This is a genomic window from Wolbachia endosymbiont (group B) of Chesias legatella, from assembly GCF_964026945.1.
Taxonomy (GTDB): Bacteria; Pseudomonadota; Alphaproteobacteria; order Rickettsiales; family Anaplasmataceae; genus Wolbachia.
This window is the reverse complement of sequence record NZ_OZ034711.1, coordinates 1173211-1196864: the sequence shown is the minus strand read 5'-3', so window position 1 is coordinate 1196864 and position 23654 is coordinate 1173211. Positions and strand designations below refer to the sequence as shown.

Annotated in this window: 20 protein-coding genes, 1 tRNA gene and 2 rRNA genes; 16 read left to right on the top strand and 7 right to left on the bottom strand. The window is 34.1% G+C overall.

Going from position 1 to position 23654, the window contains the following annotated elements:
* Nucleotides 1-102 precede the first annotated feature (102 nt).
* A complete protein-coding gene (locus tag AAGD65_RS05595) occupies nt 103-2130 on the bottom strand; it encodes a hypothetical protein (RefSeq protein WP_264682637.1) in 2028 nt (675 codons plus the stop codon).
* 129 nt (nt 2131-2259) lie between these two features.
* On the opposite strand from AAGD65_RS05595, the gene AAGD65_RS05590 reads away from it, so the two are divergent.
* Complete coding sequence (locus AAGD65_RS05590) at nt 2260-3585, top strand: phosphomannomutase/phosphoglucomutase (protein ID WP_264682638.1); 1326 nt, start codon at nt 2260-2262, stop codon at nt 3583-3585.
* 130 nt (nt 3586-3715) lie between these two features.
* Here AAGD65_RS05590 and AAGD65_RS05585 read toward each other — a convergent pair whose 3' ends face one another.
* From AAGD65_RS05585 to AAGD65_RS05575, 3 genes are read right to left on the bottom strand one after another with little or no spacing between them, the layout of a single operon-like run.
* Nucleotides 3716-4303, bottom strand: coding sequence for a CvpA family protein (locus AAGD65_RS05585; protein ID WP_064085309.1), 588 nt, complete (start codon nt 4301-4303; stop codon nt 3716-3718).
* A 57-nt stretch (nt 4304-4360) separates the two neighbouring features.
* On the bottom strand, nt 4361-4957 hold the full coding sequence (locus AAGD65_RS05580) for a riboflavin synthase (RefSeq protein WP_264682639.1): 597 nt from the start codon (nt 4955-4957) through the stop codon (nt 4361-4363).
* Nucleotides 4958-4997: 40 nt separating this feature from the next.
* Nucleotides 4998-6902, bottom strand: coding sequence for a hypothetical protein (locus AAGD65_RS05575; protein ID WP_264682640.1), 1905 nt, complete (start codon nt 6900-6902; stop codon nt 4998-5000).
* Between the two features lie 642 nt (nt 6903-7544).
* Between AAGD65_RS05575 and pheS the strand changes: the two genes are divergently transcribed.
* From pheS to ruvC, 13 genes are all read left to right on the top strand, one after another.
* The gene (pheS, locus tag AAGD65_RS05570; RefSeq protein ID WP_264374605.1) at nt 7545-8588 is read left to right on the top strand and encodes a phenylalanine--tRNA ligase subunit alpha; all 1044 of its coding nucleotides are present in this window, start codon (nt 7545-7547) and stop codon (nt 8586-8588) included.
* Nucleotides 8589-9824 carry an NTP transferase domain-containing protein gene (locus tag AAGD65_RS05565; protein ID WP_264682292.1) on the top strand — a complete coding sequence of 412 codons (1236 nt, stop codon included), beginning with the start codon at nt 8589-8591 and terminating at the stop codon, nt 9822-9824.
* Between the two features lie 78 nt (nt 9825-9902).
* A complete protein-coding gene (locus tag AAGD65_RS05560) occupies nt 9903-10463 on the top strand; it encodes a P44/Msp2 family outer membrane protein (protein ID WP_264377670.1) in 561 nt (186 codons plus the stop codon).
* 235 nt (nt 10464-10698) lie between these two features.
* Nucleotides 10699-11169, top strand: a complete 471-nt coding sequence (locus tag AAGD65_RS05555; protein WP_007302508.1) for a P44/Msp2 family outer membrane protein — start codon at nt 10699-10701, stop codon at nt 11167-11169.
* Nucleotides 11170-11403: 234 nt separating this feature from the next.
* Nucleotides 11404-11868 (top strand): P44/Msp2 family outer membrane protein, encoded by a 465-nt coding sequence (locus tag AAGD65_RS05550; protein WP_264682297.1) that lies wholly within the window; start codon nt 11404-11406, stop codon nt 11866-11868.
* Nucleotides 11869-12086: 218 nt separating this feature from the next.
* The gene (gene rplU, locus AAGD65_RS05545; protein WP_007302510.1) at nt 12087-12389 is read left to right on the top strand and encodes a 50S ribosomal protein L21; all 303 of its coding nucleotides are present in this window, start codon (nt 12087-12089) and stop codon (nt 12387-12389) included.
* A gap of 10 nt (nt 12390-12399) precedes the next feature.
* Nucleotides 12400-12669, top strand: a complete 270-nt coding sequence (gene rpmA, locus AAGD65_RS05540; protein WP_006012184.1) for a 50S ribosomal protein L27 — start codon at nt 12400-12402, stop codon at nt 12667-12669.
* An 8-nt stretch (nt 12670-12677) separates the two neighbouring features.
* Nucleotides 12678-12754 (top strand) — tRNA-Ile (locus tag AAGD65_RS05535).
* Between the two features lie 39 nt (nt 12755-12793).
* The gene (metK, locus tag AAGD65_RS05530; RefSeq protein ID WP_007302511.1) at nt 12794-13960 is read left to right on the top strand and encodes a methionine adenosyltransferase; all 1167 of its coding nucleotides are present in this window, start codon (nt 12794-12796) and stop codon (nt 13958-13960) included.
* A 109-nt stretch (nt 13961-14069) separates the two neighbouring features.
* Entirely contained in the window at nt 14070-14735 is a 666-nt protein-coding gene (locus AAGD65_RS05525) for a TenA family protein (protein WP_007302512.1), read from the top strand.
* A 39-nt stretch (nt 14736-14774) separates the two neighbouring features.
* Nucleotides 14775-15434 carry a TenA family protein gene (locus tag AAGD65_RS05520; protein WP_341810912.1) on the top strand — a complete coding sequence of 220 codons (660 nt, stop codon included), beginning with the start codon at nt 14775-14777 and terminating at the stop codon, nt 15432-15434.
* A gap of 47 nt (nt 15435-15481) precedes the next feature.
* Nucleotides 15482-16309 (top strand): cytochrome c oxidase subunit 3, encoded by an 828-nt coding sequence (locus tag AAGD65_RS05515; protein ID WP_264682306.1) that lies wholly within the window; start codon nt 15482-15484, stop codon nt 16307-16309.
* Complete coding sequence (gene ruvC / locus AAGD65_RS05510; RefSeq protein WP_127464096.1) at nt 16310-16798, top strand: crossover junction endodeoxyribonuclease RuvC; 489 nt, start codon at nt 16310-16312, stop codon at nt 16796-16798.
* Between the two features lie 25 nt (nt 16799-16823).
* Here ruvC and ruvX read toward each other — a convergent pair whose 3' ends face one another.
* The 3 genes from ruvX to AAGD65_RS05495 are packed head-to-tail and all read right to left on the bottom strand — an operon-like array spanning nt 16824 to nt 20252.
* Complete coding sequence (ruvX, locus tag AAGD65_RS05505) at nt 16824-17291, bottom strand: Holliday junction resolvase RuvX (RefSeq protein ID WP_341810911.1); 468 nt, start codon at nt 17289-17291, stop codon at nt 16824-16826.
* 57 nt (nt 17292-17348) lie between these two features.
* The gene (locus tag AAGD65_RS05500) at nt 17349-19133 is read right to left on the bottom strand and encodes a ribonucleoside-diphosphate reductase subunit alpha (protein ID WP_264682313.1); all 1785 of its coding nucleotides are present in this window, start codon (nt 19131-19133) and stop codon (nt 17349-17351) included.
* Nucleotides 19134-19181: 48 nt separating this feature from the next.
* A complete protein-coding gene (locus AAGD65_RS05495; RefSeq protein ID WP_264682315.1) occupies nt 19182-20252 on the bottom strand; it encodes a methyltransferase domain-containing protein in 1071 nt (356 codons plus the stop codon).
* Between the two features lie 331 nt (nt 20253-20583).
* On the opposite strand from AAGD65_RS05495, the gene AAGD65_RS05490 reads away from it, so the two are divergent.
* Nucleotides 20584-23348: ribosomal RNA gene (locus tag AAGD65_RS05490) — 23S ribosomal RNA — on the top strand.
* A 67-nt stretch (nt 23349-23415) separates the two neighbouring features.
* Nucleotides 23416-23522: ribosomal RNA gene (rrf, locus tag AAGD65_RS05485) — 5S ribosomal RNA — on the top strand.
* Nucleotides 23523-23654: the final 132 nt, after the last annotated feature.

Here is a 23654-nt window from a genome sequence, read left to right as displayed (position 1 = left end):
TTTCAAATGATTTTGCTTGATGTGTTTTTTTGAAAGGACAGAAAATTAGTGATTGTTGCGGTATGATGTTTCGTTTGGATTAGCTATAGTTGAAGTAAAAACTCATCCTTTTGAAGGAGTAGATTTTTCTGAAGCCTGAGCAGAGACTGCGCTTGGATCTGATAGTTCTGTTCTGACATATTTGCGTTCTTTATCATATAAATCATGAAAATCATTCATTTGCACGTCAGTTTGAATTTCTATTTCTTTAGTCTTTTTTTGATCTGTTGAAGATGATGCATTAACTCCTTTATCTTTAGTAGCTTTTTGTCTTAGTTGTGTATTTTCTTCTTGTAATTGTTTTAAATTTTTCTTTAACTCATCAATCTCTTTTGTTTTTTGTTTTAATTGTTCAGATATCATTAGTTTGTCCCTAGCCAAACTTTTATTTTCCTTTCCTAATTTACTAATTCTTTTGCTTGAAGATTTATCCGCAGCTTGTGTACCTTGGTCTTGTGTTTTAGGAACTGTAGTTTCGTGATTACTTGCCTGGATTCCTCTACTTTCATATTTAGCTTCAGTTTGAGTTGAAGTAGCTACTTTCGCATTTACTTCACTGAACTCATCCGCAAGTGATCTTCCGGGTTCAAGTTGTCGAATTTTTTCCTCCAAAACTTCTTTTTGCAGTTGATTTAATTCTTCAGCTAATTGATTTGCTGTATCAGTCAATTTTTCGTTTTCATTTTTTGCTTCCATCAACTGTTCTGCCAACTGCTTTTCATGATTATCTTGTGAACCTTCTTCCAATGTTTTCTTTAGATTATTTTCCAAATTTGCATTCTTTTTTTCTAGTGCACTTAACTTAGCTTCACTTTGCTCTAATTTTTCCTGCTGCTCTTCATTTATTCTATTTGTTGACTGAATCTCACTTTCTTTATTTTTCAATTGATTAATTAAATCTGTTATTCTAGCATTTTTATCTTTTTGACTTTGTTCTAGTACGGTTACTTTTTGTGCTAATCGATCTATGTCTTTATCCTTTTCAGCTAACTCTTTTTCCTTTCTTTTCAATTCATCTTTAAGTCTTGTGACTTCTTTTTCCAAATCTTGCTTTTCCTTGGTTAATTTATTTAGTTCCTCATCACCTTCTTCTGTTATCCTTGTATTATGTTTTTTTAACTTTGCGCTTTGCTCCTTGAGATATGTGTTTTCTTCCTCTAATTCCCCTATTCTATCCTCTAACTCATTTCCTTCTTGTTTGTTCTCTTCTTCATCAAACGTGTTGCTCTCAAATGTTTCATCTTCACCATTAAATTCACTACTAATAGACAAAGAACTTCTGCGTGAAGAAGGTGTATTAAGAGAAGAATATCCACTGCTACTTGGTGTAGCTGACTGTGGTGAATCTTTTGTAAATGTTTCCTCTGCTGGTGTTTGCTGCTCGTTCACACTTTTGACCATGTCAGTGAAAGTTTGATATAGAGTTTTGCCATTGATAAAAACTTCTTTATTCTGCTCAACTAATTTTAATACCTCTTCTGGGTCAGTTATTTCTCCAAATTTTGGTTCATCAATCACTCTTTTTATGCCCTTAGAACTTACTTCTACAGTCATGCTACAATCTACGCTATTGTCTTTAGAATCCTTAGCTTGCCAGTTAATGGTCATCTCACATGAGCTTGAACCAGTAAAATCATAGTGCCTTTCGCTGCCTTTTTTGGTTGCAGTTATTTGACTATCTTTCCCTAAAGATAGGTTATAAACCTTACCTTCGTCGCTGGCTCTTAAAAGGGCGCTAATCTCTATTGGTTTTTCTTTATTTTCAAATCTAATTTTAAATTCATTATCTTGTGTTGTATATACTAAGAAATTTTCACCTGGTAGAGATTCTTCAAATTTTTTATGTGTTGCAGTTATTGATTGCTCAAACTTTTGAAACTCATTTTCCCACTTTAAATTTATCTGTTCTTTAATGTCTTTATCTTTGCGTAAAGGGCCAATAAAATACCAAATTAAGTTTTCTTCCTCTAATTTTTTTATAAAATCCTGAAAATTGTTGCAAGGTTCAATGAAACTTAAAATATCATTTTTCTTTTGCTCATCTACATCTAAACCTTGATTTTCAGCTATAAATAAGTTTTCTTTTAGCATAATTTCTATTTTTAGAGAACTATATTATAATATTAGCATATTTTCTTAAAAAATCAACTAATCTTATAGTTAAATAAACTTGAGTATTTGGCGGGAATGTTATATATTAACCACTCCAAGAAGTGCAGTATGGACAATACTATTATAAGAAAATACGATATTAGAGGTGTGGTAGGCAGAGACCTGCAAATCAGTGATGGGTATGAAATAGGTAGAAAATTCGGTCAAACTGCAGCTAACGTTTGTGTAGGCTATGACAGCAGGATAGATTCACCAAGTATAGAAAAAGAATTAATCAGAGGCTTAATTTTATCCGGTGCAAATGTTATACGCGTTGGGCTCTGTTCTTCACCTATGCTCTACGCTGCAACAATGCAGGTAGATCTTGGGATTATGATCACTGCTTCTCATAACCCCAGAGAATATAACGGCTTTAAATTTTTCAGTAGTAAAAAAGTTTACTCAGATCAAGAAATGAAGGAAATTATAGGCAGTACAATTAAAAACAGCACGAAAATTGGAAGCTTAATTAACACGAATATATATAGTGAGTACGTTAACATATTAAAAAATGCACTAAAAAATAATACTACACGCAAGCTAAAGATAGCCTGGGATTTTGGCAATAGTCCAACAATTGTAAGGTATATTGAAAAAGTTTTACCAAGTCATATACACATCATAACCAATAACTCTATAGATGGGACGTTTCCACTGCATGACCCAGATCCCATAGAAGAAAAAAATCTTGCTCAGTTAATCAGTATTGTCAAGAAAGATAAATGTGATCTTGGTATTGCACTTGATGGTGATGGTGATAGGGTACGCTTGATTGATAATAAAGGTAATGTTGTTTCCAATGATCACTTGTTTATGATTTTTTCACGTGAAGTATTGGCGGAACACCCAAAAAGCAAGGTTATTGCCAACGTAAAAATGAGTATGAAAGTGCATGATTTCGTTAGCAAATTAGGAGGGCAAATAATTACCTGTGCCACTGGACACTCACTAGTTAAGAAAAAGATGGTAGAAGAAGGAGCAAAGTTTGCCGGTGAACTGAGTGGACATTTTTTCTTTTCTGAGCTAGGTTTTGATGATGGACTATATTCTGCTATTAAAGCCATTGACATTTTACTTAAGAAAAACCAAAGCCTATCTGAGGCGATTGAAGATTTACCAAAGTTATATATCACTCATGAAGTGAAAATTGTGGTGAAGGATGAGAAAAAATTTCAAATAATTGAATCAATCAAGGAGACACTAAAGCAGCAAAACATTGTATTTTCAGAGCTTGATGGAATTAAGGTAACTGATGATAAAGGTTGGTGGCTTCTTAGAGTATCAAATACGCAAAACTGCATAACAGCAAGATGTGAAGGAAATACCTTAGAAGATTTTGAACTCACTAAAAAAGTTTTGTTTTATTACATTGATGAACTAAAATTATACATTTAAATTTTTTTGATGATTTACTTATTCGTCAATGTTTGCAGTTTTGTTTGATTAGTAATAGGAATTGGTAACCTATGGCGCACTGCTGTGGATAACAGCTGTCTAAGCTAATTTAGCTATAGAAAATGAACACTCACTTTTCTTTATTGTTTTGAGATTTTTCTTGATCAACCATTTCCTCACCAATCTCTTTTATTTTTAGTATCAATGACTCTGGTACATACATGTTAATTACTTCTTCTGTTGTCACAAATAAAGCCTGATAAGAGTGTGAATTTATTATCCAATTGGGCAATATGTCTTCTGCGTCTATTTTAGACTCTCCCTCTTTTTTATCGTATACTGTGTGGCAATATAAGTGCACAGCAAAAAATAGTACATAAGAAAGCAATATTCCTCTGAGTGCTCCGACAAAGATTCCAGTAACTCTATCCATTAATCCCAATCTTATGGGTGATAATATGTACATTAGCCAGTTATTCATTGTCATGAATGTAAGATTAAGTATAATAAATACAGAGATTGTAGAAAGTATGTTTTGTGTAACTTTAGAGTCAAAATACTTACTATAATTTATAATAAAAAAATCATAGTAACTAGCTGTCAAAAAGACTGATAAGAGCAAGAACATTAATGCACATAGCTCTTTTATAAAACCTCTAGTTATCGATATTATTACACACAAGACAATAATAAAGATAATTAGGCTATCGAAAAACATATTTTTTATCTATATGATTTTCAAGATATAATAGTTGTAAATAACAAAGTTGTAAAATTAATTGTGTTGATATTTTATCAGCTGGTCTAAGTACCGAGCAATCATATCAACTTCTAAATTTAGGTAATTACCTATTTTATTATGCTGAAAAGTTGTGTTTTTCCATGTATAGGGAATGATATTCACAGTGAATTCTTGATCGGCAACTGAATTTACTGTAAGGGAAACTCCATCTAGCGTTACAGAACCTTTTTTTGCAACAAATTTAATTAATTCTTGTGGGCATGATAGTCTGATTTCATGAGATTCTAAATTTTGATTGATTGTTAAAATTTCTGCTATGTCATCTACATGACCCTGAACCAAGTGGCCGTCAATTCTGTCACTCAGTTTCATTGCTTGTTCTAGGTTTATTTTTTTCCCTGTTTTCCACGTATTTAAGTTAGAAACCTTCATGGTTTCTTGAGATACTTGAACTGTGAATACATTGCTCATTATGTTGACAACAGTTAAACACACTCCGGAGCAGGATATTGAATCTCCTTTGTTTATAGAGGATAAATTTTGTGTCTCAATATGGAAGATTTGATCAGAGTTAGGGTGGATAGTGATATCAGTTATAGTACCAATATCTTTAATAATTCCTTTAAACATGCAATAAAATAAATAATTATATCACAAAAGATCTTATTTGTTAGGTGCGCAAAGGAAGATCTTTTTTACTTATCTGCTCAATAGATTCTACAGAATATTCAGAATATAGAAAGTAAGCCAGGTTCAAAACGCACAGTGTAATTAATATTGGTAACCCTATGTTTAATGTTAGACCGATACTTTCCCTTTTTTCTGTTGGCACCAATTCCTTTAAAATTGACACTTTTCCCAGCGGCAAGTGCCATAGGCAGAGTGCTGATATAGAAGCTGCTACTAAAAATAGGCAAAAATAGGTTTCTTTTGAGGAAAATACAGTTTTTAATGGTGATTTTAAAGTAATATGAGAAACATTTTTAGGCTGTGGAGAAGGTTGGCCTGAAACTAATTCAATCAACTGCTCTTTTTTTCTATATACTTGCTTGTGTAAATACTCTTTTGGAAAATGAGATTTGCCGCCTGGTTGTGGTATCTTCAGCATTTCTAATGCTTCTGATATCTCATTCGGTTCTAATATTTCATGTAGTTGTTTATCTTGGAAATAAATAATATTAAACACTGAGTTGGAAATATTGTGAAATATTTCTGGATCTTGATTTTTGTATCTATTCATCACTTCAATAAATATTTCATCGAGTTTTTTTTCCTTGTGCTCAGCCAAATGATCTGTCATGGCTACTCTAGCATAAAATTGAGCTTGTTTTATGATTGATTGTTTTTCTTCTCTCAGTGATTCTTTAGCCTGCTTTTCGGATTCCTTTTTTCTATTATCCTTAAAATAATCTGTGTGTGACCTAATTTGACCTATATCCCGCTCTGTTTCTTGAGGGACTAAATTTCCTATACTACCCTCTGTTATCCGAGTGTCTAACACTGGTTCTTTTTCTTTTTGGTCAAGTGCTGGAATAACACCAGGTGGCATATTGTTACTCTGTATAGAAAATTTGGGCAGTTGTGGGAAAAAGAATTGTGCCGTATTAAAAAAATTGAATGGCTGAAAAAGAGACCTAAACCAGGAAATATTTTCATGCATTGCAGCAACAATTACTGGTGCGCGTGTAATTTGCTTTCTGTTACTTACTATATTGTAGCCAAACGAACCTTGCACAATTTGTTTATCTTGCTTGTTCCTTTTTTCAACCACATTTTCGTTTTTATTTTCAGTTTCTTCTGCTTGTAACGTATCTTGACTTTGCTCCTCATTTTTAGTTTTTTCCACACGTTTTAGCTCCTTATTCAAGAATATCTCGATTTGTTGCAAGCTACCGAGGTTGATGTTTTTAACGTCTGTTTGTAGCGTTATTGTTATGCCCTGCAGAAGGATTTGAATTGGAGCATTACTTATGAATTCTTCTACAGTTTTATTAGCTTTATGGTAGTTATTGTGTAGTTCTTCGCTTTCTTTTGGTACTTTTATATTGGCTGTGAAGTTTTTCTCCTGAGAAAGGCAGATTTTAAAAAAGTCAATTAAATGTTTTATTTGAAGTAATATTGTATTAGGGTTTACCTCTGTTAGCAGCTTGAGCTTAAATGAAAACTCTTGTGTATCACTTACAACACTTCTTGAGCGAATAGTGCTGATTTCTATTACTTCATTGGAAAATACTTTGCCTATCTCTTTAGATTTATCTTTGAAAAATTTAGGTAAATCTTCTACCTCATATTTTTTCTCAGCTCCAACTTTGGTGAGATTTTTTTCTATGTATTGAGCTTTATTTTTAAATAAATTCTTTGCTTGTTTCTGTAGTGTGGTATTAAGGTTAGTAACATCTTCCTTTATGTTTTCACAATCTTTTTTAAAGGACTTAGAGAAATCTTCTATCTCATGTGTTACCTTATTTTGAATTTCGGAAGCTGCTGTATGTATGGTTTTTTTAGACTTATCTATAAAAGACTTAAATGAATTTTTTGTTTGCTCCCACGGAGTTGTGGTATTATTACTGTGCATATTTCTAACTTTTTAATTTATTAATATAATATTAACAAAAAAACATAATTAATCAATAAATTAATAATTATAGCGCCCTTGCATAACAGCGGCGCGTTGGACTCAATAAGAGCAGAAGAAGTTACTTTACAAACCTCATCAGTTTCCTTATCATGACAATAAGAGTATTTATCCTTGTTTTTAATCTCCGCGGATTTAATAACAAAATTCAGTAAAAAACTCAGATATTTATTGGCAAATTACATAAAATTATAGCGGCTTTTTTATTTTTTCTACATTCAGCCAAAATCCGCTTGTTAGCACATTATCAATTTACATTATTAAACTCACTACTGGGGGATTCTTTTGCCTTTTTTTTTCGCCTGGTAAATTTTTTAATATCTTGAATTAGTTAGGAGTCCTATAGAGATGTCATTCCAGCACTTCTTACTACCTGTTATGGATCCCAGTGTCAAGCACTGGGATGACACCGAAGGGGCTACTTGCATCTTTTTAGCCCAAATCACAATGTTCATACAGCTATGTGTCAGCTACTTGAATGACAAGAAGGAAAGTACTCTGATGACACCTTTTTATCCAAATAGTTTTATTGATGATATTAAAGATTGCACTATAATGAAAGTTTAAGCTAGCGTTTTTAAGGTGAATAAAGAGCTAATAAGTGAAATACCTTTACTTGAAGATAAGGCAGTTTCTGAGATTGAAAATGCTGCTTCTTTGCAGGATTTAGAAAAAGTTAGGTTGTCATACTTGGGGAGAAAGGGTGTAGTAAAAGCTTATTTCGATGACTTAAAGAATATAGATGATGCAGGAGAAAAACGCGACCTAGGTGCAGTGATTAATGTTTTACGCAATAAGATAGACCAGCTTATAACAAGCAAAGAAAATGAACTAAAAGATAAAGAAGTTAAGTTAAAACTGCAAAATGAAGCAGTTGATATCACACTGCCTGTCAGACCAGAAAGAATTGGCAAGATTCATCCACTGAGCAAAGTTATAAGTGAAGTAAAGCTCATTTTTGCACATATGGGCTTCAAAGCAGTTGATGGTCCTGATATTGAAGATGAATTTCACGTGTTTGATGCGCTAAATACTCCAAGTCATCATCCTGCGCGAGAGGAGCAAGATACCTTCTACTTAAAGAATAAAATAAACGATAAAAGAATGGTGCTGCGCACTCATACCTCATCTGTGCAGATTAGAACTATGGAAAAGACAAAAGCTTTTCCAATTAAAATAGTAGCTGCAGGCAGGGTATACAGAAATGACTTTGATGCAACTCACACTCCTATGTTTCATCAGATAGAAGGGCTTTATGTTAATGAAAATGTCAATATGGGCCAATTAAAATTTACTATTCATCGCTTCCTTAGTAAATTTTTCGGAGATAAAGGTCTAAAAATACGCTTTCGTAATAGTTTTTTTCCTTTTACTGAGCCTTCTGCAGAAGTGGACATAAGTTATAAAGGTAGTAAATGGATTGAAGTACTTGGATGTGGTATGGTGCATCCAAATGTCTTTAAAAATGTTGGAATAGACCATACTAAATACAGTGGCTTTGCATTTGGGATTGGTATAGAAAGGCTAGCAATGCTGAAATATCAAATTAGTGATCTAAGGAGCTTTTACGACAATAGAGTTAGTTGGCTCAACCATTATGGTTTTCATTTTTTGTCTTTAAGATAAGTGACAAATAAATCTTATACATTTGTTGTACTTGCTGCTGGGCATGGTAAACGAATGAATTCAAGCTTGCCTAAGGTTTTGCACAAAATAGGTAATTTTTCCATGCTTGAGCACGTCATTTACAATGCAAAGCAGCTAAATCCTGAAAAAATAGCTATTGTAGTCGATTTGCCTTTAACTCAAAGGCTGGAATGCTTTAAGGATATAAAATTAATTACACAAGAGTCAACGCTCGGTACAGGGGATGCAGTCAAAATTGCAATGAGAAACCTGAAAGAATTGTCAGATATAGTTGTTGTGCAGTATGGGGATACTCCACTAATAAAAAGCAGCACAATAACTAAAATGATAAGCTGCTTAGGAGAGAGCAATGCTTTAGTTTGTCTTGGGTTTAAAACTAATAATAAAGGATACGGTAGACTAATTATTGAGAACGGTTCCCTAAGAGAAATCGTAGAAGCACAAAATGGTAGAAATAATGATGAGGAATTTCTTGCTAATGCTGGAATAATGGTTGCGCGTGCAAAAGATTTATGTGAATTGGTGGAGAAAATAGAGTGTAATAACCAAACTCATGAATATTACTTGACCGATATCGTTTCCATTGCAGTAAAGAGTAATTTAAATGTCGGCTATGTTATTGCTGATGAGGAGGAGGCAACTGGCATAAATAATAGGAATGACCTTGCAACGGCCGAGTTTTACTTTCAAGAAGAAAAAAGAAAGTTTTTCACTAACTCTGGAGTAACGCTTGTTGCTCCAGAAACTGTTTTCTTCTCTCTTGATACGCAAATTGGTATGGATTCGATTGTTTACCCATACGTTTTTTTTGGTCCTGGAGTAAAAATAGGATCTGGTGTTAGGGTTGGTCCATTTGCCAAATGTGAAAATACAACAATAGGTGATGGTGCAATCATAGGTAATTTTGTTGAAACAAAAGCAAGTGATATAGGTATAAATACTAAGATAAAGCATTTAAGTTATATAGGAAATACTCAGGTAGGGCAGGGGAGTAACATAGGTGCAGGTACCGTTATTTGTAATTATGATGGAAAAAAAAAACATAAAACAAATATTGGAAGCAATTGTTTTATTGGTGCCAATAGTTCATTAATTGCACCGCTTAATGTTCATGATGACTCTCTAGTTGCAGCAGGTAGCGTTATAGTAGAGGATGTGCCAGAGAAAAGTCTTGCAATTGCAAGAGAAAGGCAAATAACTAAGAAAATAAAATAACTCTAATTTTTATTACACGAATTATGTTATTTTTAACATATATATTAGTATACATGTATATCAATATACATGTTAAAAATGAAAAAGTTGCTTATTTTGGTGGTCTGTTGTTTCCTGTCAGTACCGTCTTTTGGAGTTGATTGGATTAAAGATAGAATTTATACTTCTTTGTCATATAGCCGACTTGGTGTTAATTATGACGTTGGTTTTCACTATACAGATAGCGTTAAAATTTCAGTTGGCTATGTAATCAAACCTATTATTAATTCTCTAATCAAACCTACTCTTGATGAAGAATTTGGAGCAGTGGTGGGGCTTATGGCAAAGCTTCATTATCATCATAAATTTGAAAATACGGGTATTACTCCTTATATTACTGCTGGTGTTGGTGCTGTTATAGTGCGTACAATGAAGGCTAAACCTAATGTAGGTAGAGCTGATAGTATAGGTGAAAACATAAGTGCTCTACTTGGAGAGGCTTTCAAAGCTGTAGTCAATGATGAATTTTTTTCTTATCAAATAGGTTCTGGTATTAATCTTCCACTTTCTGAAAGAACAAGTGTTTTTGCTGGCTACAAATTGCAAAGGTTTCATAAAATTTTCCATGGAATTGAGCTAGGAGTGAGTTTTAATTTATAAACTCTGATTGAATATTTTTAGTAAAGGCTAGTGGGAAATTATATTGAAGTGAAAGTAAGTGATGTAGACTCAAATGATGATTGCAGCAGATAGTGAAAGATATGCCAATTTGCAATTGCAAGAGAAAGACAAATAACAAAAAAAATAAAATAATTCCAATTTTTTACTTGCAATTTATACTATTTTTAATATTTATATGCTTGTATATGCATATATTAATCTTTGGAGGATAAAAATGAAAAAGTTACTTACTTTCTTGGCTTGCTGTTCTTTGTCAGCACCGTCTTTTGGAGTTGATTGGGTTAAAGATAGAACCTACACCTCTTCGTCGTATGGTATGCTTGGTATTAATTATGATCTTGGCTATCATTGTACAGATAGCATTAAAATTTCATTTGGTCCTGCAGTTAAACTTGTTATGAGTGAAGGGATTTTAGACGCGGGACTTATGACAAAGCTTCATTATCATTATAAATTTGAAAATACAGATATTACTCCTTATGTTACTTTTGGTGTAGGAGGAGTTGCTAAAATTCCTCTTTCAGAAAATCAAGGGCCAGACGTAGAAGAATTTTTTTCTTATCAAATAGGTTCTGGTATTAATCTTCCACTTTCTGAGAGAACAAGTGTTTTTGCTGGCTACAAGCTGCAGAAGTTTCATGAACTTTCGCATGGGGTTGAATTTGGAATGAGTTTTAATTTGTAAGCTCCGATTGAATGTTTTTAGTGAAGTCTGGTTTGAATTTTTGTTGAAAAAAAGCAAGTGATATAGGCTAAAATGATGATTGCGGTAGGTAACAAAATGTGACAAAGAGAAGTTTGGCAATTGCAAGAGAAAGGCAAGTAGCTAAGAAAGTGATTCCGATTTTATTATGTAAGTTATGTAATTTTTAACTTTTCTGTGAGTATATATGCGTATATTCATGGTTAGAGGGTAAAAATGAAAAAATTACTTACTTTAGTAGTCTGCTGTTCTCTGTCAGCACCGTCTTTTGGAGTTGATTGGATTAGAGATAGAATCTATACTTCGTCGTCATATGGCAATCTTGGTGTTAATTATGATCTTGGTTATCACTATACAGATAGTGTTAAAATTTCGGTTGGTTCTGTAGTTAAACCTACTCTCAATAGTCAGTATAACCTTGCTGGACTAGAGTTGGGGCTTATGGCAAAGCTTCATTATCATCATCAATTTGAAAGTACGGATATTACTCCTTATATTACTTTTGGCACAGGAGGCATTATTGCAATGTCTCAAAAACAAGAAGGGTTTTTTTCCTACCAGATAGGTGCTGGTATTAATCTTCCACTTTCTGAGAGAACGAATGTTTTCGCTGGCTATAAACTTCACAAGTTCAGTGATTTTTTTCATGGGTTTGAACTTGGAATGAGTTTTAATTTATAAGCTCTGATTGAATGTTTTTAGTGAAAGCTTGAGTTTTTATTAACGTCGTAAAGTTTTCATGAGACTAAGAGAATTTGAGAGTAGTCAAGTTTTAAAACTTGACTACTCTCCACGAGGAAAAGCAGATAAAGGTAGAAGTATTTCATGTTTTTATTTATATTGACAGTATGTGTGACATCATTTACGATTAGTGTTAATAACAATAATTGATATTTGTCATGTTTGCAGTAATCGAAACTGGTGGAAAGCAGTATTTAGTAAAAAAAGGCAGCATAATTAAAGTAGAAAGATTACAAGCTGAAGAAAAAGAGGAAGTGGAAATCAATAAAGTGATTTGTGTTTCAAACAATGGCTTATCTTGTTCATCTAATGCTGTTGTTAAAGCTGAAGTACTGGAGCAGTGTAGAGATAAAAAAATTATAATCTTTAAGAAAAAGAGAAGAAAAAATTACCGTAGGAAAAATGGTCATAGGCAGTATATTACTGTTCTTCGTATCAATGAAATTAGTCTTCAAAAGTAAGAGGTAAGATATGGCAACTAAAAAATCAGGTGGTAGTTCCTGTAATGGTAGAGATTCGGCAGGGCGTCGGCTCGGGATAAAGAAGAATGGTGAGGTTATTCCAGGTAACATAATTGTACGTCAAAGAGGTACAAAATTTCATCCTGGAAAGAATGTTGGTATGGGTAAAGATCATACGATTTTTGCTAAAACGAAAGGCTGGGTGAGTTTTAGAAAATCAGCAAATAAAAAGACGTTTATTGATGTTGTGCCTACAGATGATATGCAAGCCTTGGCTTGAATAGATACGGGTCTGTAGCTCAGGTGGTTAGAGCGCACGCCTGATAAGCGTGAGGTCGGAGGTTCAACTCTTCCCAGACCCACCATTTAAATTTGCAATAGTTTTGATATCGTGTAACTAAACGATGGTTTTACATAAGAATTCAGTAACCAGTGAATCAGTAGCAGCCGGTCATCCAGACAAAGTAGCAGACCAGATTTCAGATGCAATACTTGACGAATACCTTTTTAATGACTCTTCCTCTCGTACTGCAATAGAGACTTTAGTTACTAAAGATAATGTTATTATAGCTGGGGAAGTATTTGGGCCGAACATTGAAAATAGCAAGATTGAAAGTATTGTACGGAATACAATAAAAGATATTGGTTATGAGCATGATGGTTTCCACTGGGAAACAGTGAAAGTAAATATATTACTACATGAACAATCAAATGACATTGCAATAGGTGTGGATCAAGGTGCTGGGGATCAGGGCATAATGTATGGCTATGCAACAATAGAGACAGAAAGCCTCATGCCAGCACCCATTTTTTATGCACACTCGATTCTGAGAAATATCATGAGTATGGTCAAAGAGGTAAAGCTTGGTCCGGATGCAAAATCGCAAATCACTTTGGCGTATGAGAATAACCTTCCAGTGCGTGCTGAAAGTATTGTTGTTTCAATACAGCATCTTGAGGATCTGAGTCAATCGAAAGTGAAGGAAATAATTTATCCTTACATAGCTTCATCTTTACCTAAAGGGTGGATGTGCCCTAAAGAAAATCTCTTAGTCAATCCAACAGGTAGATTTGTTATTGGTGGACCAGTTGGTGATTGTGGATTAACCGGACGAAAAATTATGGTTGATACTTATGGAGGCTATATTCCACACGGTGGAGGAGCCTTTTCTGGAAAAGATGCAACAAAAGTTGATAGATCCGCAGCTTATATGGCGAGATACCTTGCTAAAAATATTGTCTTTGCAGGTTTAGCTGAACGTTGTCTTGTGCAGCTTTCTTATGCAATTGGTGTCTCAAAACCTACTTCATTTTACATTGATACATTTGGCACGAATACAATAGATGAAGAGAGGATTAAAGGGTTTATTGAAGGTAACATAGATTTATCAACTAAAGGCATAATAAGACATTTATCACTTAATCGTCCTATATATAAACGTACAGCCTGCTATGGGCATTTTGGTAAAAAGTTAGAAAGTGATGGTGGATTTTCTTGGGAAGGTGTGGACTTATCTACTGATTTTTGTAAAGAATTTAATATAGAAGAAGAAAAGAGAGAATTTCTTTAAACTATTAAACTCTTTTATTTCTAGCTTGATACTGATATAATAACTTATTATAAATTGTAAGTAACTTTTTAGTAACTATACTAGTTTTAATATTTATGAGGCTTACAAGATGTCCAACAAACCAAAAGAAGAATTTTATGATATTGCTATAAAAGAATCATCTGATCTTATTGAAGAAATAAAAGAACATCCTTTCAATGTTGAATTGATAAACAATACGCTAGATTATGAAAAGTTCAAAATTTATCTTCAGCAGGATTTTTTATATTTAGTGGACTGTACTCGTGCTTTATTGATTATTGCAGCTAAAGTTGATGACATTGAAATAATGGGCAGTTTGGTTAATGTAGCAAGGGGAACATTTGCGGTTCGAAAGCAGTATACTGAATATTTTGAGACTTGTGATTTATCCGATAATCATAAAAAATCAAAATCTTGTTCTGCTTTTACTGATTTTTTTATGCGTGCTGCATATCATAATTCTGTTGCTGAAGCTTTAGCAGCGTCTTATCCTTGTTTTAATATATACCAAATTATTATAAATCATATGGTAGGAGAGGTTATGCCTAAAAAAGTTGAAGATCACAGATATCAAGGGTGGATTGATATCTATAATAACACAGTAATGAATGCTACGATTAATCAAGTTACTGACGTTGCAAATAATCTATATGCAAAGGCTGGTGATTGTGAGAGGAAAAAGATGCGTGAGTTTTTTAAGAGAGGTCTAGAGCTAGAAATAATGTTTTGGGATGAGATGTATTCTCTAGCATAATCTGTAGTATTAACACTAAATTATATTCTAGTTTATGTGATGTTTAGTGGTATAATTAAGAGTTATTATGGGTCAAATCTTTTAAAGGATATTATTGAGCATCCTTTCAATGTTGAATTAGCAAATAATACTTTAAACATAGAAAACTTCAAATTTTATATACAACAAGATGCATTCTTTTTAGCTGATTATGTTCGTACTGTTTTAATGACTGCATCAAAAATGGAGAGTTGTAATAACATTGTTCCATTGATTGGGGTGGCTAAAGGAGGAATAGAGATTATGAGAGTGTTATACGACCACTACTTTACTGTATACTCCATAAATCATGGAGAAAAGTCGCTTGAATGTTTCAATTTTACTAACTTTCTTTTGTCTACTTCGTATAGCGACATTTATGAAGCTGTAACAGTTCTTTACTCTTGCCATTTTATATATAAAATTATTGTTGATAATATGAGAAATAAAATTAAAAAAAATAATAGATATAAGGATTGGTTTGATTTTTTTGGCGGTAGTTTGATGGAATCTGGATGTGTTGCTTTGGAAGATATTGTTGACGAGTATTGTAACAAAGCAAGGGAAAGTGAAAGAACCAGAATGCTTGAATTATTTAAAATAACTGCACAATTTGAGTTAGACTTTTGGAACAGCGCATATAATTTTTCAAGATTTAATCAATTTCCTAAGAAATATTGACAATTTTAAGCTAATTTGTATGCTTAATACGTATTTTTGAAGATGATATGAAAAGTAAAGAACATGATTTTCATTTAGTGGATCCAAGCCCCTGGCCAATTGCTATATCAGCAGCAATTTTTGTTCTTGCACTTGGGTTAGTTGGTGTATTTCATAAACAAACTTCTGGAATATTTGGTTTAGTTTTAGGAATCTCTGCAGTATCAGGTGTACTGTTTTATTGGTGGAGAGATGTAATAAGAGAAGCAATTTATGATAAATGCCATACTGCCATTGTAAAACATGGACTCAAGCTTGCAATGTACTTATTTATCCTCTCGGAAGTTGTGTTTTTTATAGCGTTCTTTTGTTCATTCTTTAAAGCCTGGCTTGATCCGGTTTTTTTATTTGAAGCGTTTTCTCCTACAAAAAAAGTTGAATGGCCCCCTGAAGGGATTTTACCACCGGATCCGTGGTCGTTACCATTTATGAATACACTAATATTATTGCTTTCTGGTACAACAATTACTTCAGCACATCATTTTTTACTTGAAAATGATAAAAAAAGCATGATTAAAATGCTGTCTATAACTATATTGCTTGGGATGTTCTTTATAATAGTGCAAGCAATCGAATATCATGAAGCAAGTTTTTCTTTGCGAGAAACAGGAGAAAAACTTATTTATACATCCAACTTTTACATGATTACTGGTTTTCATTGTGTGCATGTTATAATAGGAATAATATTTTTGTCAGTATGTTTATTTAGAGCTCGAAAAGATCAATTTACACCTCAAGATCACTTATGCTTTGAGTTTGCTTCTTGGTATTGGCACTTTGTCGATCTAGTCTGGATATTTTTATTTCTGTTTATTTATTGGTTAAGCCTTTATTAAGTGATTAAAATAATAGGTCTAGATCCAGGGATGAGTAAGACTGGTTGGGCCATTATTAGACTGGAAGAAAAGAATAATATTAAATTTTTGGGTGGCGGTACCATATCAACTGATGGTAAATTGGGTGTAGGTGAACGTCTACATATAATTTTTGAACAATTAAAGAAAGTAATTTTCCTATACTCTCCAAATGAAGCTGCTGTGGAAAAAATTTTTATTAATAAGAATCCAAAATCTTCGCTAACTTTAGGATATGCAAGAGCAATTGCAATTTTAATATTACGAATGACGGATTTACCCATGAATGAATATGATGCAAACTATATAAAAAAGAGCATTACTGGAAATGGTCATGCTGATAAGGGTCAGATTATATTTATGGTAAAGCAAATAGTTAAAAGCTCAAATATAAAATGTCACCATACTGCTGATGCTCTTGCTACAGCAATTTGTCATGCTTATACGAGAAATTCTTGTTTTATTGAGTAGTTTTACATGAATTCAGTTTAAAAAACTATTTGATGGCATTTATCTTATCCAATGTTCGTTGCAGAATAATACATGCAGCAATTTTATCATCTATTTTTTTTGATTTTGTGATTGATATTCCAATAATTTTTAGTGCGTGAGTTGCAAGAGATGTTGATAGACTTTCGTCTTGTAGGTATATGTGTACTTTGCATTTTTTTATTATTTTATTTGCAAACTGGATTATTACTTTGCACCATTCGGTCTCTTGTTCATCTATTGTGAATGGTAGTCCTATTACCATTGATCCAGCTTCATTTTCTTTAAGCATTCTATTTAGATAGCCTAAATCTTTGCTCATATTTCTTCTATAATATATACTATGAGCTGTAGCTATAAGCTGTGTTTTATCACTAAATGCTATGCCTATTTGTTTTTCTCCCATATCAAGGCACATTATACGTTTATCTCTTGGAATAGACTTTAGAAATTCATCTGGATTTCTATGTAGCATCTATGAAAACATAACTTTTGTACAATTGTATTTTTGTGACAGTAAGGTATGTACAGTCTACTGGCATGATAGACATTCATCATAATTAATATCTGTTTTTTGTTGCAATATTTCACTTTTTTTGAATATGTCATGTGAGACCTTGTCAGCTCTCTGCATTGATTGTGATCTGCAGTAATACAAGCTTTTTAATCCTTTTTTCCAAGCAAGCATATGTATTTTGTGTAAGTAACGTTTATGCACATTGGCAGGTAAGAACAGATTTACTGATTGAGATTGACAAATATAAGGAGTTCTATCACTTGCATGTTCTATGATCCATTGTTGATCAAGTTCGTATGCTGTTTTAAATGTCAGTTTTTCATGCTTGCTAAGAAAATCTAAATGCTGAACAGAACCCTCATTTGTTGAAATTGAGGACCATGTTTCATCATTGTCTTGATTTTTTTCTGCTAGTAGTTTTTGCAAGAATTTATTTCGTACTACAAATGAACCTGTAAGTGTCTTCTGTATAAATACGTTTGCTGCATACGGCTCTATTCCAGGAGAAGTGTTGCCTGCGATAATCGAAATTGAGGCAGTTGGAGCAATAGCGAGCTTATGTGTGAACCTTTCCATTAGATCGATTTCTTTAGCGTCAAGACATGGCCCTTTTTCTTCTGCTAATTTTTTAGAAACTACATCTGCTTGCTCGCGCAAATGCTTAAATATTTTTTTATTCCATTGTTGGGCTGTTACTGATTCAAAAGGAACCATTTTACTTTGTAAAAATGAATGAAAGCCCATCACACCAAGACCGATACTACGCTCTCTTATTGCGGAATATTTTGCTCGCTGTATTTCATTTGGTGCGTGGTTTATGAAATCCTCTAATACATTATCAAGAAAACGCATTATATCTTCTATGAAAAGCTCATTATCTTTCCATTTTTCGTAGTATTCAAGATTTACGGATGATAAACAACATACAGCAGTGCGCGACTTGTTCAGGTGATCGTAACCTGTAGTTAAAGTTATTTCACTGCATAGGTTTGACATTTTGATATCTAAATTGAGCTTTTTGTAAGGTTCTGGTTTATTGTTATTTGTTGCATTAAGAAAGATAATATAAGGTTCTCCAGTTTCAATTCTTGCTGTTAATATTTTAATCCATATATCCCGTGCTTTTACTGTTGAAATAACTTTATTGTTATGAGGGCTTATTAAATTCCATTCTTGATCATTCTCAACAGCTTGCATAAATTTGTCTGTTACTATTACAGCATGATGTATATTTAATGCTTTGCGATTTGGGTCACCACCAGTTGGCTTACGTAAATCTAGAAACTCTTCTATTTCTGGATGCCATACAGGAAGATAAACTGCTGAGCTTCCTCTTCTTAAGGATCCTTGGCTGATTGCAAGCGTCAGAGCGTTTTGTACTACGATAAATGGCACAATTCCTGATGTTTTACCGCTACCTTTGACACTTTCACCAATTGAACGTAAATTTCCCCAATAACTACCTATTCCACCACCACGTGCAGCGAGCCAAACATTTTCATTCCATAGATCAACTATTCCCTTCAAGCTATCTTCAGTTTCATTAAGAAAGCAGGAAATAGGCAATCCTCTTTTGGTACCGCCGTTACTAAGTATTGGTGTTGAAGGCATGAACCACAAGTTGCTCATGTAATCATAAAGACGTTGTGCATGTTTTCTATCATCAGAATAGTAATTAGCAATACGTATAAAGAGATCTTGATAACTTTCATTTTCTATTAAATACCTATCCAATAGAACTGCTTTTCCAAAATCGGTTAATTTACTATCTTTTGCGTAATTAATAGTAATGTAATTCATAAGGCTCCTTTTATGATAATATAGAAATTTATTTGAGCGATTTCTCGATTAAGTTGTTGAATTTGTTTGTGGATGTTGTAATGCAAATAAGATACCATCAACCTGACTGCCATATATTTTACAGTAACTCATTTGACTTATTTGCATATTTGTTTCTTTTGCAACATGCTGAATATAATCTTCTGAATGACGAAAATAATCTCCTTTGTTTACAAAGTCAATACCTTTACCTTCCTTTCTTCTTACTAAACATACAATAACCCCTTTTTTGTTTGTCAATCCTTTTGCTAGTTCCAATTCTGCTAGAAAATCATGTAGATAGTGTAGCACTTCAGCAAAGATAATTACATCATACTGCTGGTTCTTCTCTTGTTTAAGAAACTCTTTCATTTCTGTATGTATTAACTCATTGTAAACAGGTTTACCTTTTATAAGACATCCTCTTGCAATATTGAGCATTCTATTTGAGATGTCAACTCCTGTTATGCGACTTCTAATATTATTTATTTTTAGGAAGTGACCACATATTCCAGTACCGCAACCAAGGTCAAGTATATTCAGTTCAGAAGTGGAGTTGTGAAAGATTTTTTTGATTATCATATGTACTAGTTCATGTCCTCTGTATTGTTTGGCAATTAGCCAATGCTCAACAAAATATTCACCTGTGTAATCAAAATATTGCTTTATGAGATTTTCAGGCAATTCCACGATATCTGATGTGTTTGTTATTTTCTTTATATAGTAAGAAGCTTCTTTATGACTACTATCTAATTTTAGTGTCTTTGTTAAATAATTATAAGCTTTATTAGTATTTCCTACTGCAAAATGACATCTTCCAATATTATACCAGATTATAGGTAAATTGGGGTAGAATATGCTAATTAACCAAAATCTTAACTTTGCATCTGATATATTACCTTTATAGAAGTGATATAACCCGATTTCAATGTTGGTATTTAACAGGTTTTTAGATTTTTCAAGAAACACTACAATTTCTTTATGGAGAGTATTGTATTTATCCATAATGAAATTTTTTACTTTTTTAATATTTAATAAGCCAGTGAGCTTAGATATACAATTTAAAGCAAAGTTTTTTATAAAAGATAGATTACTTTTCATACATTAGAAATACTCCAAATGTTCATTTTCATTTTTAGGTAACTAATTTTAACACATTTTATCTTACAAAATATCTTTTTCATTAATTTTTCTGTACATATCAATTTGTCGAATATTTCTCAGATTGTACTGTTTTAGATTGCTGGTATATTGTTGTTGATAATAATAGGTAAATGTTTTGTGTAAAAAGGCGTTGACATATGATTTATCAGATTGTAACATATAAAAGATTAGTTTTTAGATGTTTGAAAAGTTTTATGGTAGAGATTATTTAATCTCAATTCAATTGTAAGTTAATATTTAACTCTGCATATTCTACATATAGTCAGATAAATAAATTATTAAGAGCACTTGATGGATGCCTTGGCGTTAAGAGGCGATGAAGGACGTGGCAGGCTGCGATAAGCTGTGGGAAATTGTCAACAAATTTTGATCCGCAGATTTCCGAATGGGGAAACCCAACTAGCTTAGCTAGTTATTATATACTAAGTATATAAAGCAAACTTGGTGAACTGAAATATCTAAGTAGCCAAAGGAAAAGAAATCAACCGAGATTCTGTTAGTAGTGACGAGCGAAAGCGGAAAAGGCTAGTGATTTAAAAATAAGAATTAGAATACTCTGGAAATGGTAACCATAGAAGGTGATAGTCCTGTATAAATAGAAAGTTTTTAAATCCTTGAGTAGAGCGGGGCACGTGAAATCCTGTTTGAATATGGGGGGACCATCCTCCAAGCCTAAATACTCCTTAACGACCGATAGTGAACAAGTACCGTGAGGGAAAGGTGAAAAGAACCCCGGGAGGGGAGTGAAATAGAATCTGAAATCAAGTGCTTACAAACAGTTGGAGCTCTATATCAATTTATTGATATTTAGAGTGACAGCGTACCTTTTGCATAATGGGTCAGCGAGTTAATCTATGAAGCAAGCTTAAGCCGGTAGGTGTAGGCGTAGCGAAAGCAAGTCTGAATAGGGCGTTTAGTTTTATGGATTAGACCCGAAACCAAGTGATCTAGTCATGACCAGATTGAAGGTATGGTAAAACATACTGAAGGATCGAACCAGTTAATGTTGCAACATTATTGGATGAGTTGTGATTAGGGGTGAAAGGCCAATCAAACTTGGAAATAGCTGGTTCTCCGCGAAATCTATTTAGGTAGAGCGTTGTATGTATGTTGTTGGGGGTAGAGCACTGGATAGACTAGGGGGATTCATCATCTTACCAAATCTAACCAAACTCCGAATACCAACAATTAATTATACAGCAGACACACTACGGGTGCTAAGTCCGTGGTGGAAAGGGAAACAGCCCAGATCACTATCTAAGGTCCCAAAATTGCAGCTAAGTGGGGAAGGAAGTAGAAAAACCATTACAGCTAGGAGGTTGGCTTGGAAGCAGCCATCCTTTAAAGAAAGCGTAACAGCTCACTTGTCTAAATAAGTTTTTCTGCGCCGAAAATGTACCGGGGCTAAAGCTGTATACCGAAGATGTGGGTGCTTATTGATTTCGATTAATAGGCGCGGTAGCGGAGCGTTCCGTAAGTCTGTGAAGGCGGTTTGTAAAAACTGCTGGAGATATCGGAAGTGAGAATGCTGACATAAGTAGCGTAAAAGAGTGTGAAAAACACTCTCACCAAAAATCTAAGGGTTCCTACGTTAAGTTAATCTGCGTAGGGTTAGTCGGTTCCTAAGGCGAGTCCGTAAAGGAGTAGTCGATGGCAATTAGGTTAATATTCCTAAACCTCTTAAGTGTGACGGGTTTTGTATTTGTATAGGTCTTATTGGATTGATCTATGCTTAAAAGAAGCTCCAGGAAATAGCACTTATATTTATGAGGCCGTACCGTAAACCGACACTGGTGGATGAGTAGAGTATACTAAGGTGTTGAAAGAATGATGTTGAAGGAACTCGGCAAATTATACCTGTAACTTCGGAAGAAGGGTAACCTGCTTTTAGGCAACTATGAGTAGGTGGCACAAAATAGGGAGTAGCGACTGTTTACTAAAAACACAGGACTCTGCAAACACGTAAGTGGAAGTATAGGGTCTGACGCCTGCCCGGTGCTGGAAGGTTAATAGGAGGGGTACAAGCTCCAAATTGAAGCCCCAGTAAACGGCGGCCGTAACACTGACGGTCCTAAGGTAGCGAAATTCCTTGTCGGGTAAGTTCCGACCCGCACGAATGGCGTAACGATTTCTCCACTGTCTCCAACATCATTTCAGCGAAATTGAATTCCCCGTGCAGATGCGGGGTACCCGCGGTTAGACGAAGAGACCCCGTGCACCTTTACTATAGCTTTACATTGCTATTAAAAGTGTGATGTGCAGGATAGGTGGGAGACTTTGAAGTTATGGCGCTAGCTATAATGGAGTCAACCTTGAGATACCACCCTTTACACTTTTGATATCTAACTATGTTTCATTATCTGGGACTAGGACATTGTATGGTGGGTAGTTTGACTGGGGCGGTCGCCTCCTAAAAAGTAACGGAGGCGTGCGAAGGTAAGCTAGAGCTGGTCGGAAATCAGCTTGATAGTACAATGGCATAAGCTTGCCTGACTGCGAGGCTGACAAGCCAAGCAGAGACGAAAGTCGGTCATAGTGATCCGGTGATTCTGTATGGAAGGGTCATCGCTCAACGGATAAAAGGTACGCCGGGGATAACAGGCTGATGGTGTTCGAGAGTTCATATCGACGACACCGTTTGGCACCTCGATGTCGACTCATCACATCCTGGGGCTGGAGAAGGTCCCAAGGGTTCGGCTGTTCGCCGATTAAAGTGTTACGTGAGTTGGGTTTAGAACGTCGTGAGACAGTTCGGTTTCTATCTGCCGTGGGTGAAGGAAATTTGAGAAGATCTGACTCTAGTACGAGAGGACCGAGATGGATATACTTCTGGTGTACCAGCTGTTATGCCAATAGCATCGCTGGGTAGCTATGTATAGATGGGATAATTGCTGAAAGCATATAAGCAAGAAACCCTCTTCAAAAAAATTTCCCAATTAAGGCCGTGGGAGACTACCACGTTGATAGGCTAGGTGTAGAAGCATGGTAACATGTGAAGCTAACTGGTACTAATAGCCTGATTGATTTATTTGCTTTCTATATGTGCATATGCAGTGTTAAATATTAAATTGAAATTTGTTAAGTCAGAAATTTTTATTGACTTGGTGACTATAGCAAAAATGAACCACCCGATCTCATCTCGAACTCGGAAGTGAAACTTTTTAGCGCCGATGATACTTAAAAAGGGAAAGTAGGTCGTTGCCAAGTTTATAAAAATTTCTTTTTATTTATATCTGTTCAGTAGAGCGATGAAACAAGGTAAACATAGAGTAGCTATGAGGTAATATAACTGATCTTTTAGAATTTTGCGAAAACTTTAAAATAAAAGTAGAAAATTTA

What these genes read in the sequence shown, in the direction of transcription:
- AAGD65_RS05595 (WP_264682637.1), bottom strand. Translation starts at nt 2,130, where the DNA reads ATGCTAAAAGAAAACTTATTTATAGCTGAAAATCAAGGTTTAGATGTA.
- AAGD65_RS05590 (WP_264682638.1), top strand. Translation starts at nt 2,260, where the DNA reads ATGGACAATACTATTATAAGAAAATACGATATTAGAGGTGTGGTAGGC.
- AAGD65_RS05585 (WP_064085309.1), bottom strand. Translation starts at nt 4,303, where the DNA reads ATGTTTTTCGATAGCCTAATTATCTTTATTATTGTCTTGTGTGTAATA.
- AAGD65_RS05580 (WP_264682639.1), bottom strand. Translation starts at nt 4,957, where the DNA reads ATGTTTAAAGGAATTATTAAAGATATTGGTACTATAACTGATATCACT.
- AAGD65_RS05575 (WP_264682640.1), bottom strand. Translation starts at nt 6,902, where the DNA reads ATGCACAGTAATAATACCACAACTCCGTGGGAGCAAACAAAAAATTCA.
- AAGD65_RS05560 (WP_264377670.1), top strand. Translation starts at nt 9,903, where the DNA reads ATGAAAAAGTTGCTTATTTTGGTGGTCTGTTGTTTCCTGTCAGTACCG.
- AAGD65_RS05555 (WP_007302508.1), top strand. Translation starts at nt 10,699, where the DNA reads ATGAAAAAGTTACTTACTTTCTTGGCTTGCTGTTCTTTGTCAGCACCG.
- AAGD65_RS05550 (WP_264682297.1), top strand. Translation starts at nt 11,404, where the DNA reads ATGAAAAAATTACTTACTTTAGTAGTCTGCTGTTCTCTGTCAGCACCG.
- rplU (WP_007302510.1), top strand. Translation starts at nt 12,087, where the DNA reads ATGTTTGCAGTAATCGAAACTGGTGGAAAGCAGTATTTAGTAAAAAAA.
- rpmA (WP_006012184.1), top strand. Translation starts at nt 12,400, where the DNA reads ATGGCAACTAAAAAATCAGGTGGTAGTTCCTGTAATGGTAGAGATTCG.
- metK (WP_007302511.1), top strand. Translation starts at nt 12,794, where the DNA reads ATGGTTTTACATAAGAATTCAGTAACCAGTGAATCAGTAGCAGCCGGT.
- AAGD65_RS05525 (WP_007302512.1), top strand. Translation starts at nt 14,070, where the DNA reads ATGTCCAACAAACCAAAAGAAGAATTTTATGATATTGCTATAAAAGAA.
- AAGD65_RS05520 (WP_341810912.1), top strand. Translation starts at nt 14,775, where the DNA reads ATGTTTAGTGGTATAATTAAGAGTTATTATGGGTCAAATCTTTTAAAG.
- AAGD65_RS05515 (WP_264682306.1), top strand. Translation starts at nt 15,482, where the DNA reads ATGAAAAGTAAAGAACATGATTTTCATTTAGTGGATCCAAGCCCCTGG.
- ruvX (WP_341810911.1), bottom strand. Translation starts at nt 17,291, where the DNA reads ATGCTACATAGAAATCCAGATGAATTTCTAAAGTCTATTCCAAGAGAT.
- AAGD65_RS05500 (WP_264682313.1), bottom strand. Translation starts at nt 19,133, where the DNA reads ATGAATTACATTACTATTAATTACGCAAAAGATAGTAAATTAACCGAT.
- AAGD65_RS05495 (WP_264682315.1), bottom strand. Translation starts at nt 20,252, where the DNA reads ATGAAAAGTAATCTATCTTTTATAAAAAACTTTGCTTTAAATTGTATA.